At 72.2% G+C, this 15316-nt stretch carries 11 protein-coding genes; 5 read left to right on the top strand and 6 right to left on the bottom strand.

All coding sequences use genetic code 11. The features are described 5' to 3' along the window. The first annotated feature begins 3 nt into the window (after nt 1-3). The 3 genes from ACQZOG_RS18910 to ACQZOG_RS18900 all read left to right on the top strand — a co-directional run bounded on the left by ACQZOG_RS18910 (nt 4) and on the right by ACQZOG_RS18900 (nt 3151). On the top strand, nt 4-1122 hold the full coding sequence (locus tag ACQZOG_RS18910; protein ID WP_033272263.1) for a hypothetical protein: 1119 nt from the start codon (nt 4-6) through the stop codon (nt 1120-1122). 108 nt (nt 1123-1230) lie between these two features. Continuing rightward, entirely contained in the window at nt 1231-2385 is a 1155-nt protein-coding gene (locus ACQZOG_RS18905) for a translation initiation factor IF-2 N-terminal domain-containing protein (RefSeq protein WP_430741671.1), read from the top strand. 82 nt (nt 2386-2467) lie between these two features. After that, nucleotides 2468-3151: a DUF1830 domain-containing protein gene (locus tag ACQZOG_RS18900; protein WP_261675545.1), complete on the top strand. Its 684-nt coding sequence runs from the start codon at nt 2468-2470 to the stop codon at nt 3149-3151. A gap of 296 nt (nt 3152-3447) precedes the next feature. Here the strand turns inward: ACQZOG_RS18900 and ACQZOG_RS18895 are convergent, their stop codons facing one another. Further along, entirely contained in the window at nt 3448-4488 is a 1041-nt protein-coding gene (locus ACQZOG_RS18895; RefSeq protein ID WP_058916858.1) for an NAD(P)-dependent alcohol dehydrogenase, read from the bottom strand. A 177-nt stretch (nt 4489-4665) separates the two neighbouring features. Here ACQZOG_RS18895 and ACQZOG_RS18890 point away from each other — a divergent pair, with 177 nt between their 5' ends. Beyond that, nucleotides 4666-5577: a helix-turn-helix domain-containing protein gene (locus ACQZOG_RS18890; RefSeq protein WP_093546956.1), complete on the top strand. Its 912-nt coding sequence runs from the start codon at nt 4666-4668 to the stop codon at nt 5575-5577. An 81-nt stretch (nt 5578-5658) separates the two neighbouring features. Here the strand turns inward: ACQZOG_RS18890 and ACQZOG_RS18885 are convergent, their stop codons facing one another. Then, complete coding sequence (locus ACQZOG_RS18885; protein WP_430741887.1) at nt 5659-8919, bottom strand: S8 family peptidase; 3261 nt, start codon at nt 8917-8919, stop codon at nt 5659-5661. 370 nt (nt 8920-9289) lie between these two features. After that, a complete protein-coding gene (locus ACQZOG_RS18880; RefSeq protein ID WP_033272687.1) occupies nt 9290-10543 on the bottom strand; it encodes a L,D-transpeptidase in 1254 nt (417 codons plus the stop codon). Between the two features lie 688 nt (nt 10544-11231). Here ACQZOG_RS18880 and ACQZOG_RS18875 point away from each other — a divergent pair. Further along, nucleotides 11232-11558 (top strand): LAETG motif-containing sortase-dependent surface protein, encoded by a 327-nt coding sequence (locus ACQZOG_RS18875; protein WP_191881091.1) that lies wholly within the window; start codon nt 11232-11234, stop codon nt 11556-11558. Between the two features lie 58 nt (nt 11559-11616). On the opposite strand, the gene hutH is transcribed toward ACQZOG_RS18875, so the two are convergent. From hutH to ACQZOG_RS18860, 3 genes are all read right to left on the bottom strand, one after another. Continuing rightward, a complete protein-coding gene (gene hutH / locus ACQZOG_RS18870; protein ID WP_430741886.1) occupies nt 11617-13155 on the bottom strand; it encodes a histidine ammonia-lyase in 1539 nt (512 codons plus the stop codon). 64 nt (nt 13156-13219) lie between these two features. Then, the gene (locus ACQZOG_RS18865) at nt 13220-14371 is read right to left on the bottom strand and encodes a GGDEF domain-containing protein (RefSeq protein WP_058916855.1); all 1152 of its coding nucleotides are present in this window, start codon (nt 14369-14371) and stop codon (nt 13220-13222) included. Between the two features lie 43 nt (nt 14372-14414). Continuing rightward, a complete protein-coding gene (locus tag ACQZOG_RS18860) occupies nt 14415-15215 on the bottom strand; it encodes an enoyl-CoA hydratase/isomerase family protein (protein WP_225626121.1) in 801 nt (266 codons plus the stop codon). Nucleotides 15216-15316 lie beyond the last annotated feature (101 nt).

The following is a 15316-nucleotide window of genomic DNA, read 5'->3' as shown; positions in this document are numbered from 1 at the left end:
GACATGGAGATTCTGTGGGTCCTGATCGCCCTCCTCATGATCGGCTTCGTGCTGCTGCCGTTCCTGCGGCGCCGGCGCGGCGCCGTGGGTCTCGTCCCGGCCGGCCACCCGGACGCGGCGGACCCGGCGAACTACGGCTTCGCGCGCCAGGAGGAGCTGGACATCCGCATGCCCGGCCCCGACCAGGACCTGCTGGACGTCCTCGACGTGGTCCAGCGCACCCAGGACTACCGCGCGGCACAGCAGCTGCTGGCGGGCACGCCCGCGGACGGCGAGCAGCGCTGGCAGCGGGTGCAGGCGTTCGCGGGCGCCGCGTCCCTCGAGCTGGCGCAGCGGCCCGGCGGGGTCTCCGAGGCGCCGGGCGGCCAGTGGCTGCGGGTGTGGCGCTCCGAGATGCCCAAGGACGCGGGCGGCGCCGCGGTGCACGCGGAGTTCCTGGTGCAGCAGGCGTGGCGCACGGCCGCGCCCGGCTCGGACGAGTTCCGGATCATCATGGAGGAGGCGAAGGCGGCGTGCGGCGAGGCCGCGCTGCTGGCCCCCGGCGACCCGGTGCCGTACATCGTGGAGCTGTCCGTGGCACGCGGACTCGGTTACTCCCGGCCGGAGTTCGAGCAGGTCTGGCTGAGGATCCTGGACCGCGCCCCGGCGCACATGGGCGCGCACCTGGCCGCGCTGCACTACTGGTGCGAGAAGTGGCACGGCTCGCGGCAGCAGGCGTACGACTTCGCGGAGGCCGCGGCGGCGCGGGCGCCCGAGGGGTCGCTGCTGGCCGCGATGCCGCTGTTCGCGGTGTTCGAGCACCTCCCCGAGGTGAACCTGGTCAGCGGGTTCTACCAGACCGAGGTCGTCTCCAAGGCGATCCACGGCGCGCTGCACGCGGCGCACTCGGCCCGCCCGGACGACCCGATGCTCGCGCACGTGCGGCACATGCTGATCTTCTTCCTGGTGCGCGCCGAGCGCTGGGCGGAGGCGATGAACCAGCTCATACACGTCGACGGGCATGTCGGCGCCCTGCCGTGGACGCTCTCCCCGGACCCGGCCGCCGAGTTCGCGGTGTACCGCGCCCTGGCGGTCGCCGGCTACGAGGCGAACGGCGGCAGCCCGGCCACGTTGCCGCACTGACGTCAACACCCGCGCGACGCCCCGGTGTTTGTCCGTATTTTGACCCGTCCGCACCCATATTCTTGACCCCTGCGAGGCCAGGACGGGCCTCCGGTGGAGGAGTCGGGTGTGGCGAACGAACGGGTCCACGAGCTGGCCAAGAAGGTCGGGGTCGACAGCAAGGTCGTCCTGGACAAGATGACCGAGCTGGGCCACTTCGTACGGTCGGCGTCGGCCACCGTCGAGGCGCCGGTGGTCCGGGAGCTGATCGACGCCCTGGGTGTCGTGCAGGAGACGGCCGCGTCCCTGCCCCGGGTGCCGTCGCCCGCGGCGCCGCCCGCCGGTTCGGTGCTGCGGCCGACGCACCACGAGTGGGACCCCACGTCCCGCTGGAAGCCGCTGCAGCCCTTAGACCCGCGCCGGGTCGGGCCGTACACGGTGCTGCGGCGGATCGGCAGCGGGTCGATGGGCCGGGTGTTCCTCGGGCGGACCCCGGCCGGGAGGCTGCTCGCCGTCAAGGTCGTCAAGGAGGAGCTGGCCGACGACCTGGAGTTCCGCAGGCGTTTCCGGCATGAGGTGGTCGCCGCGCGGGGCGTGAACGGTTTCTACGCACCACCCGTCGTGGACGCGGACACCGCCGGGGACATCCCCTGGCTGGCCACGGCGTACGTGTCGGCACCGTCCCTGAAGGACCTCGTGGACGCGTGCGGGCCGCTGCCGCTGCCGGCGCTGCGCTGGGTGGCCGCGCAACTCGTGGAGGCGCTGCGCTCGGTGCACGCGGCGGACATCGTCCACCGCGACCTGAAGCCGTCCAACGTGCTGGTCGGCGTGGACGGCCTGCGCGTGATCGACTTCGGGCTCGCCCTGGCGGCGGCCGCCGCGGCCAGCAAGCTGACCGTCGCGCACACCACGCTGGGGACGCCGGCCTTCATGTCTCCCGAGCAGGCGCTGGACGCCCGGAAGGTGACGTCCGCGAGCGACGTGTACGCGCTGGGCGCGGTGCTGGTGTTCGCCGCGACCGGGCACAGCCCGTACCCGGGCAGCGACCCGGTGCGCACCATGCTCCGCATGCAGACGGAGGCGCCCGACCTGAGCGGGGTGCCGGACGCCTTCGTGGACGTCGTCGCGCCCTGTCTGCGGCCGGACCCGGACGGGCGTCCCGGCCTCGACGAGCTGCTGGACCGCATCGTGGGGGACATGGAGCCGGGCCCGGACGGGCTGTACCGGCCCTCGGAACTGCTGCCGCCGGCGGCGTTCGAGTTCCTCGGTCTCCAGGACGTGTGACGAGCGGTGACGTGTGACGAGCGGTGACGTGTGAAGAACGGGGACGTGTGAAGAACGGGGACGTGTGAAGAACGGAGCAGTAGTGCAGGAAGTCATCTACCTGTCCGACCGGAAACTCTCGCAGTTTCTGCCCGGACTGCGGTCCGCGTGGCCCCGGCAGCGGGTCAGCGTCTCCACGCCGTTCGGCGGAGTGGAGGTGGACCCGTCGCCCGGCCCCGCGTCCGACCTGTGGGGCAGGCATCTGCTGCGGGTGGTGCGCCGGGTCGAGGAGTCGGCGCGCTGGTACACCGAGGAGGGGGTGCGGCCGGGGCAGTGGATCGCCTTCGAGGCGCCGCTCAACTACTTCGTCCTGGACGGCGCCGACCCGACGATGGTGTTCTTCGCCGACGCCCCGGATCCGGACCGCTCGGTGCGGCTGCTGCTGCACGGCTCGGTGGACCATCTGATCGCGGGCCCGCCGGCCCGCGTCACCGACGAGACCCGCCGGTCCGGCACGCTCGTGCGGAATCTGCTGGGCTCCGACGCCAGTGCGCCCGGCGCACTGCTCGCCGCCCTGTCCGACGACCTCGGCGCCGGCCCGGACGGCCGCCGTCCCTCGCTGGTCGGCGCCCTCCACGCCCTCCTGGCCCGCATCGACGCCCAGACCCACCCGGAGACCGCGGCGACGATGCGCGGCTACGCGCGCGTCACCACGGGCTTCGCCGCCGCGAAGCTGCCCGGCCTGCTGGTCGCGAGCCCCCTGTACGTGGAGTACACGGACGCCTGACGCCCGGGGGCACGGCGCTTCCCGGAGGAGGGCCGGGCGGCTCAGGCGGTCCAGGCGGGCGGCAGGGCGTCCAGGGACAGGCCCTCCTCCTCCGGTTCCTCCGCGTCGGGAGGGGCGGGCGCGTCCTCGGGCGCGGCGGGTCCTTCCTGCACCGGGGCCTCCTGCGACGGCTGCGGCCGGGTAAGGCCGGTTGGCGGGCTGTTCGTCACCGTGCCACCTTCCCGGGCCACGGCGCGGTAGTCCGTCCCGCACCGGGCCGTCGCGGCGGCACGGCCGCGACGGCCCGGTGCGCGGACTCAGATCGTGGCCGTGTCGATCACGAAGCGGTAGCGGACGTCGCTGTTCTCGACGCGCTCGTAGGCCTCGTTGATCTCGGACGCGGCGATCAGTTCGATCTCCGCGCCGATGCCGTGCTCGGCGCAGAAGTCCAGCGTCTCCTGCGTCTCGGCGATGCCGCCGATCATGGAGCCGGCCAGCGACCGGCCGCCGCCGATCAGCGAGAACAGGTTCAGGGAGATCGGGTCCTCGGGGGCGCCCACGTTCGCCAGGGTGCCCTCGGGCTTGAGCAGCGACAGGTACGCGGCGAAGTCCAGCGGCGCCGACACCGTCGACACGATCAGGTCGAAGGAGCCGCGCAGCTCCTCGAAGGTCTTCGGGTCGCTGGTGGCGTAGTAGTGGTCGGCGCCGAGCCGCAGCCCGTCGTCCTTCTTCCGCAGGGACTGCGACAGCACCGTCACCTCGGCGCCCATCGCGTGCGCGATCTTCACGCCCATGTGGCCCAGGCCGCCCATGCCGACGACCGCGACCTTGCGGCCGGGGCCCGCGCCGAAGCGCTTCAGCGGGGAGTACAGGGTGATGCCCGCGCACAGCAGCGGCGCGGCGACGTCGAGGGCGATCCCGTCGGGGATGCGCACGACGAAGTTCTCGTCGACGACGACCTTCTCGGAGTAGCCGCCGTAGGTGGGCTCGCCGTCCCGGCCGATGCCGTTGTAGGTCGGGGTCTGGCCGTTCAGGCAGTACTGCTCCTTGCCCGCCCGGCACATCTCGCACTCGCGGCAGGAGTCGACCATGCAGCCCACGCCCACCCGGTCGCCGACCTTGAACCGGGTCACGCCGGGGCCGACCTCGGAGACGACGCCCGCTATCTCGTGGCCGGGGACCATCGGGAAGATCGCCTCGCCCCAGCCCTCACGGACCTGGTGGATGTCCGAGTGGCAGATCCCGGCGAACTTGATGTCGATCAGCACGTCGTGCTCGCGGACGGCCCGCCGCTCGATGGTGGTGCGCTCCAGCGGTGCCTTGGCAGCGGGCGCGGCGTACGCGGCGACAGTGGTCATACGAAGTTTCTCCTCCTGAGGGGGTCGTGCGCCCGGAATCGTTCCTCCCGGGCCCGCACGGGGTCCAGCCTGCGACAACGGGCGGCGCGTACCCAGACTTCCTGGTTGCCTACGCTCGCTGTGCCTACCACTGGCGGGGACAGGCACATGGTGCGTACGAACGGGCACCATGGACATATGGACGAGCACACGGACGACCCGGCCGGCATGCGGGGCGGCCTGGACCCGCGTGCCGAGCTGAGCGAGTTCCTGCGCACGCGGCGGGCCCGGCTGAAGCCGCGGGACGTGGGACTTCCGGACCTCGGACGGCACCGCAGGGTGCCCGGTCTGCGCCGGGAGGAGCTGGCGCAGCTCGCCGGGGTGTCCGTGGCGTACTACACACGCCTGGAGCAGGGCAACGGACGCAACGTGTCGACGGAGGTCCTGGACGCGATCGCCCGCGCGCTGCGGCTGAGCGACGCCGAGCACGCGCATCTGACGCATCTCGCCCGGCCGGGCAGGCGCCGCAAGCGCGCGGAGCCCCGCAGCCGTCAGGCCCGCCCCGCACTGCGGCAGCTGCTGGACGCGATGGAGACGGTCCCGGCGTACGTGGTGGGCCGGCGCTCGGAGATCCTCGCCTGGAACCGGATGGCGACGGCGGTCTTCGGCGACTGGGGCGCGCTGCCGCCGCAGGAGCGCAACTGGGCGCGGATGGTCTTCCTCGACCCCGCGCAGCGCGAGCTGTTCGTGGAGTGGGAGCAGAAGGCCTGTGACATGGTCGCCTATCTGCGCATGGACGCGGGACGGCACCCGGACGACCCCGCGCTGTCCGCCCTGGTGGGCGAACTGTCCGTGAAGAGCGAGGAGTTCCGCACGCTGTGGGCACGGCACGACGTCAAGGAGAAGAGCCACGGCGTGAAGCGGCTGCGGCACCCGCTGGTCGGTGAACTGACGCTGCTGTGGGAGTCGCTCGGCCCGGCCGGCGAGGCCGAGCAGTCGCTGGTGACGTACTTCGCGGAGGCCGGGTCGCCCTCGGCCGAGGCGCTTCGCCTGCTGGGCAGCTGGAACGCGGACGCGCCGGCGGACGGGCCCCGGACGCCGGCCGCCTGAGCGGCGGGACGGATCCGGCAGCGGGAACGGGAACGGCCCGTCGGAGGCGTGTGCCTCCGACGGGCCGTCACCGGCGCCGGACTACTTGCCGTAGTAGGCGTTGTGGATCGTGATCAGGGACGCGTTGCCCTTCTTGTCGGTGATCTTGGCGCGGAGGGAGACCGCCTTGCCCTTCGCGGGGTTCTTGACGGTGACCTTGCCCTTCGTGACCTTGGTCTTCTGCCAGGTCTTGCCGCCGTTGTAGGAGACGTACACCGCGAGGGACTTGAGGTTCTTGCCCTGGGCGGCGCCCTCCACGACGACCGGGAAGGTGGCCTTCTTGCCGGCCGGGACCTTGCTGTCCAGCCCCGTGACCGCGGCGAACCGGGCCGAGGAGACGGGCAGCTGCTTCTCGGCCGACGTCTTCTTGGAGCGGAAGGTCCAGCTCGCGTCGATGCGGGTGGACGTGGCGGCGACCTTGGCGCTCCGCCTGACCGAGGTGGTCAGCCGGTAGGCGGCGTCACCGGACGGGACGGTGAAGCTCTCCTCGCCGGACAGCGGGTCGTTGTGGGAGCCGACCTTCTTGCCGTTGCGGTAGAGGGTCGTGACGGCCGAGGAGTGGTCGGAGGAGCCCACGTGGCCCTTGCCGTCGGAGAACAGCGGGATCAGGCCGTAGATGGCGTTGCCGTCGCGGAAGACACCGTAGGACGAGGTGAGACGCGGGCCGAAGACGGCCGTGTTCACGGTCTCCTTGTAAGTCTTGCCGCCCTTGTAGGTCCTGCCGGCACCGATGTTGTAACCGGCTTCGTAGACGGGCCAGCCTTCCTCGTCGACCCCGCCGAGCTGCTCGAAGTCGAGGTCCCACGTCACGCCGTTGACCGTGGACAGGTACAGCGTGCGGGTGCTGGGCAGCTTCTGCTCCTGCGAGAAACCGGACGCGCCCGAGCCGCCGGGCAGCCAGCCGAACGCGCTGACGGCGCCCTTCTTGCCGCTCGCCGCGGCGCCCATGCCGACCTGGACGGTGGCGAACTCCTTGGCCTTGAAGGCACGGGTGTAACCGGTGGCGACCTTCTTCACCTTGCCGCCGCTGACGGCGCTGTACTGCGCCTTGGCGCCGTTGCTGTAGTGGGCGTTCCACTGCTGGCTCAGCGTGCCGTTCGTGATCTGCGGGCCGAGGTGCGCGGTGCGGAAGCCGCTGAAGCTGTCCAGCCACCAGCCGTAGGAGACCGCGCCGTCGTTCGTCTCGATCGTGAAGTCGGTCGCGGCGAACTGCGCCTTGGCGGCCTTGCCGGGCACGGTGACCTTGACCGGCTTGGCCTTGCGGGCGTCCAGCGTCACGGTCGTGTTCCTGGTGACGTCCAGCTTGGGCTGGGCGAGCCAGTCGGCGCCCCGCCACGTCTCCGGGTCGGCGCCCACGAACACGCTGGCGTCCAGGACGTAACCGCCCTTGGGCACGCGCACGCTGACGGTGCCGTCGGCCTCGTACGGCGCGAACGACCGGTCCTTGCCGAGGCCGCTGAGGCCCGACAGGTACGTCGTGTAGTTGGCGGTGGCCTTGCCGGAGCGGTCGAGGACCTTCAGCGTGACGGTGTAGGACTCGACCTCGCGCTCCACCGCGGCGGCGGTGCGCACGCTCTGGCCGGCACCGGTGGCGACCACGTACGCCGAGTACGTGCCGTCGACCGTGCCGCCGAGGCGGGTGTCGGCGGTGACATCCACGGAAGCCGTGCCGTTCGCCGGGACGGTCAGGGTGGAGGCGCCGAGGGTGAAGAAGCCGGCCGGGGCGGCCTTGCCCCTCGGGCCGGTCGCGGTCGACGTCAGCTTCAGCGTGACGTCCTCGGTGCCGAGGTTGCGGTAGGTGAGCTTCTTGGTGACCGGCTTGTCGTCGGCGTGCGGCCACTGCTGCACGCCGAAGCTCAGCGACACCGGCTCCGCGATCACGGTCTGCGCAATCGCCTTGTCCACCTGGACGCGGCCCGAGCCCTGCTCGAACGGGGTGTACCTGCCGTCCTTGGTGGAGGCGGTCAGCGCGCCCTTCAGCTCCGCGTACGTCCACTCCGGGTGCTGCTGCTTGAGCAGCGCGGCGGCGCCCGCGACGTGCGGGGTGGCCATCGAGGTGCCGGAGATGGTCATGTAGCCGGCCGGCTTCTCGCCGACCTCCTTGGCGATGTCGTTGCCCTTCGCCGAGGCGGCCGTGATGTCCACGCCGGGGGCGGTGAGGTCCGGCTTGACGGCGCCGTCGCCGAGGCGCGGGCCGGTGGACGAGAACTCGGCGAGCTTGTCCTTGTCGTCGACGGCGCCGACGGTGAGGGCGGAGTCCGCGCTGCCCGGCGAACCGATCGACTGCGGGCCCTCGTTGCCCGCCGCGATGGCGAAGAGGATGCCCTTCTCGGCGGACAGCTTGTCGACCGCCGCCTCCAGCGGGTCGGTCTCCGGGGTGTCCATGCCGCCGAGGCTCATGTTGACGATGTCGGCGCCCTGGGCGGCCGCCCACTCCATGCCGGCGAGGATCCCGGAGTCGTCGCCGAAGCCGGAGTCGTCGAGGACCTTGCCGTTGAGGATCTTCGCGCCGGGCGCGACGCCCTTGTACGTGCCCTTGGACTGGGCGCCCGTGCCGGCCGCGATGGACGCGACGTGGGTGCCGTGGCCGACCACGTCGCCGGTGCCGGGCGCGGAGGTGAAGTTCTTGGCTGCGGTCACCTGGCCCTTGAGGTCCGGGTGGGTCGCGTCCACACCGGTGTCGAGGACGGCGATCTTGACGCCCTTGCCGTCGTAGCCGGCCTCCCACGCCTTCGGGGTGCCGATCTGTCCGACCGAGGTGTCCAGGGACGCCTTGCGGACGCCGTCCAGCCAGACGCGGGCGACACCGGAGGCGGTGCGGTCGCCGTCGGTGACGGCGTCCCACAGCTCGGCGGTGGCCTCGTGCGGCGTCTGGACCGCGTCCGCGTTCAGGGACGACAGCGCCCGGCGGACCGTGCCCGCGTCGCGGACGTCGGCCTTGGCGGTCTTCGCGGCGCCCCGGTAGCCGACGATGACCTTCAGACCGCCGCGGTGCGCGGTGCGGGTCGCCGCCTTGTTCAACTCGGTGACGTCGAAGAGGCGTTGGTCCAGCTGGCCGGTCGCGACCAGCCGGGCGGCGTCGGCCGGGACGACCAGCGTGCGGCCGTCGGCGCGACGGATCTGGACGGGTATGTGCTCCCGGCCCTCGGCCGGCTCCAGGCCCACGACGCGGCCCTTGGCGTCCAGTGCGACCCGGTCACCGGTGATGAGGGTGACCCGGTGCTTCCCCTTGAGCGCGGCCGCGCTCGCGGACGGGCCGGCGGCCGTGCCCTTCTCCCCGCTCGCCGACGCGGGGCCGGCCATGCCCGCCGCGAGCGCCACCGCGGTCGCCGTGGCGATCGTGGCCGCGCATGCTCTGTTGACTTGTCTGCGCAAGGTTCCCCCTAGCGAGATTCCCGGGCGGCAGAGGCGTCACCCGGCCGGGGGTGGTCTCGTACGCCTGCGCGCACCCCCCGGTGCTCGGAGTATGCCGACCGGTGATCAAGCGGCTCAAGGGGGTTCGGCAGTGGTCGGGAAGTCGCCGGGTGACTGTGATGTGGCCGCCGGAACTCCGTTACACAACCGCGCGGTTGGGGCGGGAGGGACGCGGACGGCCGATGCCCCCGTCACCGCTCCCGAGGGAGGGGACGAGGGCATCGGCCGTGTGGTGTGGGTTCTCGTGGCGGAGGGGGCGTCAGACCGCGGAGCCGGCCTTCCACTGCTCCCAGCTCATGTTCCAGCCGTTGAGGCCGTTGTCCGGGGCGATGGTCTTGTCGCCGGTGTTCTGCACGACCACGACGTCACCGACGATCGAGTTGTTGTAGAACCAGGCGCCCGGCGTGCTCGGGTCGTTGGCGCCCTTGGCGTCGGCGAGGCCCACGCAGCCGTGGCTGGTGTTGACGCTGCCGAAGATGGACTTCGCACCCCAGTAGTTGCCGTGGATGAAGGTGCCGGAGGTGCTCAGACGCATGGCGTGGGGCACGTCCTTGATGTCGTACTCGCCCTTGCCGTCGTCGTCGGTGAAGCCGACCGTGGCGCCGTTCATCCGGGTCTCCTTGAACTTCTCGGAGATCACCATCTGGCCCTCGTACGTCTTGTTCTCGGGCGCGCCGGCGGAGATCGGGATGGTCTTGACGGTCTTGCCGTTCTGCGTGACCTTCATCTGCTTGGTCTTGGCGTCGACGTAGGAGACCTGGTTGCGCCCGATCTTGAAGGTGACCGTCTTCTGCTGGACGCCGTAGACGCCCTCGGCGCCCTCGACCCCGTCGAGCGCCAGCTTCAGGGTGACGGTGGAGCCCTCCTGCCAGTACTGCTCGGGGCGGCAGTCCATGCGGTTGGCGTTGAACCAGTGGCAGGCCACCTCCTGGCCGCTGCTGGAGGACACCTCGATGCCCTTCTGCACGGCGGACTTGTTGGTGATGGCCTTGTCGAAGTTGATCGACACGGGCATGCCGACGCCGACCGTGGTGCCGTCGTCCGGGGTGAAGTTGCCGATGAAGCTGTTGGACGGGGAGACCGTCGTGAAGGACGCGTTCTCGTGGGCGACGAGGCCCTCGGAGTCCTTCGCGGAGGCCGACAGCTTGTAGGTGGTGGCGCGCTCGAGCTGGCCGCTGGGCTTCCAGCTCTTCTTGTCGGCCGATATCTGGCCCTCGACGGCGGTGCCGTCGGCGGTGGTCATCGTGACCTCGGTGAGCTCGCCCTTGTCGACGGTCACCGTGGCCGAGTTGTTGATGGAGGCGTTGTTCGACCCGTCCTTGGGCGTGATCTTGATCTGCGCCTCGGAGGACTTCTTGGCCGCCGCCTCGTCGACCTGCGCCTGCGAGGTGTCCTTGCCGTCGGAGCCCGCGGCGTCGTCGTCCCCGCCGGAGCACGCCGAGAGCACCAGAACTCCGCCGAGCAGAGCGGACGCGGCCGCCAGACCCCTGCGCCGCCGCTTACCGTCCGTCATCACACGCTTCTCCATCGTTGCCAGAATCCCAACCCCACGAGGCCCCTGGCGGGAGCCGAGGCGCCTCGTCCACAACCATCAACGCTACGACCGGGTGATCCGGTTCCCGAATCCCACGCATGTGGGACTCACCACGTCCGCCGTTGCGGACCGCGGGAACGCCGGTCAGTGCGCCGATTGAGACGTGCCGGCCCGGGGCGTCGGTTGCCTCCCGGGGTCAACATTTCCTCAAGTCGTCTCAGCCGGCGCGAAACCCGCCGTCGGGGACGCGTCGTCGCGGTGGGACTCTTCGTCGTCGGACTCGTCTTCGCAGCCCTCGTCGAACCGGTCGCCATCCTCGTCGCCGCTTCCCCCTTCACGCGAGTACGGGTCGTGATCCGACCGCCGGCCGCCGCACGCCCTCCGCCCCGGCCGGCCCCCCGCCATCCCCGCCGACCAGTACGAACGGACACGTAAGAGAGCGCGGGGATTCTTACTGTGGCCTCGGTCACAACCCTTTGCACACAAGCCTGTTCAGCAGCTACCCGCCCTCCCCTCCAGGCAGAACCGGGCAAACAGGCACATACTCCACGGACTCGGCCCCGGAGCGCACAGGGAAGGGCTCCCGTGACTTTCCCGTGACCCGCGCGGTTCACTACCATCAGCCCACACGGCCAATTCGCCAGCGCCACAAGGGGATCGATATTCCGTGTCATCCGCGCTCCGTCCGTTGCTGACCGCCACCGCCGCGGGCACCCTGCTCGGCGCCCTGTGGTTCGTCCCGTCCGCGAACGCGACCTCGGACGCCCCGGCCAGGACCGCGCCGTCCGCGAGCCCCTCCCCGCAGGTCACCGAGCAGGCGAGAGGCGTGTCGAGCGCGACGACGGCCCACCTGGAGAGCACCGGCCAGGAGGTCCGCCTCGCGGACACCGGCAGCTTCGACAGCACCCCGTACATCGTCGGCGGCACGGCCTGTCTGGCCCTCGGCGCCGGCTTCGTCGTCTATTCGGTCCGCCGGGAGCGCCTGGAGTTCTGAGCGCCCCTGCCACGGCGTACCGGGGCCCCGCGGAGTCGTCCGCGGGGCCCCGGCCGTCTCACCTCAGCGGCCCGGTGACCCGCTCCACGGCCTCGACCAGCCGCCCGTCGCGGACGAAGGCCTCCGCGGCGGCGAGGTCGGGCGCCAGGTACCGGTCGGGGCCGGGACCGCCCACACCGGCCTCCCGCAGGGCCTTCAGCACCTCCCGGGTCGCCGGGGCGGGGGTGAGGCCCTCGCGCAGTTCCACGGCCCGTGCGGCGGCGTACAGCTCCACGGCGACGACCCTGGTCAGGCCGTCGACGGCGGTACGCAGCTTGCGCGCCGCGGACCAGCCCATGGAGACGTGGTCCTCCTGCATCGCGGACGACGGGATGGAGTCCGCCGACGCCGGCACGGCGAGCCGCTTCAGCTCGCCGACCAGGGCGGCCTGCGTGTACTGGGCGATCATCAGCCCGGAGTCGACGCCGGGGTCGTCGGCGAGGAACGGCGGCAGTCCGTGGCTGCGGTTCTTGTCCAGCAGCCGGTCGGTGCGGCGCTCCGTGATGGAGGCGAGGTCGGCGACGGCCACGGCGAGGAAGTCCAGCACGTAGGCGACGGGGGCGCCGTGGAAGTTGCCGTTGGACTCCACCCTGCCGTCGGCCAAGACCACCGGGTTGTCCACGGCCGACGCGAGTTCGCGCTCGGCGACCAGGCGGGCGTGTGCGATGGTGTCGCGCCCGGCGCCGGCGACCTGCGGGGCGCAGCGCACGGAGTAGGCGTCCTGGACCCGGGGCGCGTCGTCCTGGTGATGCCCCGTCAGTCCCGAACCCTCGAGGACGGCCAGCATGTTGGCGGCGCTTGCGGCCTGGCCGGGGTGCGGGCGGATGGCGTGCAGTTCGGGCGCGAGCACCTTGTCGGTGCCGAGCAGCGCCTCCAGGCTGAGCGCGGCGGTGACGTCGGCGGACCGGTAGAGGAGGTCCAGGTCGGCGAGGGCCATGACCAGCATGCCGAGCATGCCGTCGGTGCCGTTGAGGAGGGCGAGCCCTTCCTTCTCGCGCAGTTCGACGGGCCGGATGCCGTGCTCGGCCAGCAGGTCGCCGGCGGGCCGCACGGTGCCGTCGGGGCCCTCCGCCTCCCCCTCGCCCATCAACGCGAGGGCGCAGTGCGAGAGCGGGGCGAGGTCGCCGGAGCAGCCGAGGGAGCCGTACTCGTGGACCACGGGGGTGATCCCGGCGTTCAGCACGTCGGCCATGGTCCGCGCGACCTCGGGCCGGACGCCGGTGTGCCCGGAGCAGAGGGTCTTGAGCCGCAGGAACATCAGCGCGCGGACGACCTCCCGCTCCACCCGCGGTCCCATGCCGGCGGCGTGCGAGCGGACGATGTTGCGCTGGAGCTGCGCCCGCAGGTCCGGGCTGATGTGCCGGGTCGCCAGGGCGCCGAAGCCGGTGCTCACCCCGTAGACCGGGTCCGGCTTGGCGGCCAGGGCGTCCACGATCTCGCGGGACGCGGCGAGGGCGGCGACCGCCTCCTCGGACAGTTCGACGCGGGCGCCGTCGCGCGCCACGGCCAGCACGTCGGACGCGGTCACGCCCGATGTCCCCACCACCACTGTGTGCATATCCATATTCAGGAGCCTACGCAGTGAATGCCTCACTGTCACCACCGGATCCGGGCCGCGCCCCTTACCCGGGCGCGTGCCGCCCGCGGAACCGGCGCCGCTCCCCGTCGGCCTCCCGCGAGGGTTCGTCCGCGAGCCGCACCACGGGGTCGTCCGGCCCCTCCCGCCCGGCCACCACGGGGTGTGCGGCCCGCTCGGCCTTGGCCCGGTACTGCGCCGCGTCCGCCAGCCGGAACAGCCGCCGCGCCGAGCGCACCGGCCCGATCGGGTCCTCCGTGGACGCCACCCCGCACGCCACACCGTCGCCGATGTCCAGCTCCACGGCTCGCCGGCACACCTCGTCGGCCGCCTTGACCACCTCGTCGGCGGACGGTCCCACCGCCAGCAGACAGAACTCGTCCCCGCCGAGCCGCGCCGCCAGGGCGCCCGGCAGCATCGCCCCGCACAGCGACAGCACGCTCCCGAACCGCTCCAGCAGCCGGTCCCCCACGGAGTGCCCGAGGGTGTCGTTGACCCGCTTCAGCCCGTTGACGTCGCACACCACCAGGCTGACGACGGCCCCGTCCCGCCGGTGCAGCTCGACCGCCTCGTCCAGCCGGGCGTCCACGGCCCGCCGGTTCGCCAGCCCCGTCAGCGAGTCCGTGAAGGCCAGCCGCCGCGCCTCCTCGAGACGCTCGGTCTGCGCGATGCCCGCGGCCACCACGGCGGCCAGCACGGTCGCGAAGTCGGCGTCCGCCCCTCCGAACACGGGCTCGCCCACCGGCCGGGCCACGTACAGCTCGCCCCAGGCCCGCCCGTGCAGCACGATCGGCGCGACCACGCAGCAGCCGCGCCCGCGCCGCCGCAGCGCCGCCACCCGCTGGTGGCAGTACCCGGCGCGCCCCTCCTCGGGGCCCTGCGCGGTCTCCACCCAGGCGTCGGGCTCGCCGCCGCCGGCCCACCGCTCGTGCAGGAACTCGGTGATCTCGGCGAACTGGTGCACCGGGTACGACTCGTCCTCGGGGAACTCCTCCTCCCCCTCGGCGAGCTCCCCGACGTTCACCAGCACCCGCAGCCGTCCGAGCTCCCGCTCCCACACGGACAGCGCGGCGAAGCTCCCGCCCAGGGCCCGGCGAGCCCCGCCGGCGGCGGCCCGCCACGCCTCCCGCGAACTGTGCGCGGCGGCCATGCCCTGTGCCAGCGCCACCACGGCCGCCAGGCGGCTCTCCTCACCCATTCCCCCAGATTAGGGAGATTTTCCGCTTATCGAGACATCGAGGTCACTCGCCGGGCCACTCCGGCCGCCGCTTCTCGTTGAAGGCGGCCACACCCTCGGCCCGGTCCCCGGAGAACGCCACGGAACGCCAGGCCGCGTCCTCGACCTCGAGACCGGCCGGCAGGTCGAGCCCGTGTCCCAGACGCAGCGCCCGCTTGGCGGCCCGCAGCCCCACGGGCGAGTTCCCGGCGATCCGCGCGGCCATGGCGAGCGCGTCCTCACGGTCCCGTCCCTCGTCCACCAGCACATCCACGAGCCCGATCTCCCGGGCCTCCTCGGCCTCGACCCGCCGCGCGGTGAAGATGAGCTCGGCGGCCCTGGCCGACCCGACCCGCCGGGGCAGCAACTGCGTACCGCCCCCGCCCGGGATGACACCGACGGACACCTCGGGCAGCCCCATGACGGCCGTACGGTCGGCCACGATCACGTCGCACGACAGAGCGAGCTCGCACCCACCGCCCAGGGCGAACCCGTGCACGGCGGCAACGGAAGGCACCGGCAGCTGCAACACCCCGGTGTAGGCAGCCCGCGCCACAGGCCGCTGCCGCACGAGATCAGCGTCGCTGAACGAGTTCCGCTCCTTCAGATCGGCCCCCACGCAGAACGCCCGCTCGTGCGACGAGGTCAGCACCACCGCCCGTACGTCGCGGTCCTCGCCCAGCGCCGCACAGGCGCCGGCGATCGAACGGGCCATCTCGGTCGACACCGCGTTCATGGCCTTCGGCCGGTCGAGGACGAGCTCCGCGACATGCCCCCGCTCGTGCCGCCGCACCAGCACGAACTCCCCGAACCGTTCCTCACTCATGACACCCTCCGGTTAACGCGGGTTAACTTGGCTCGCCCCGATCATGGCAGCCGCGAGCCACCGAGGAAAAGGGTCCACCCGTTCGAGTGACATACGACCGA

This window comes from Streptomyces sp. P13-3-3 (assembly GCF_050571355.1).
Taxonomy (GTDB): Bacteria; Actinomycetota; Actinomycetes; order Streptomycetales; family Streptomycetaceae; genus Streptomyces; species Streptomyces althioticus.
Note: the sequence above shows the minus strand (reverse complement) of the source record. Positions and strands in the feature narration are given on the sequence as shown.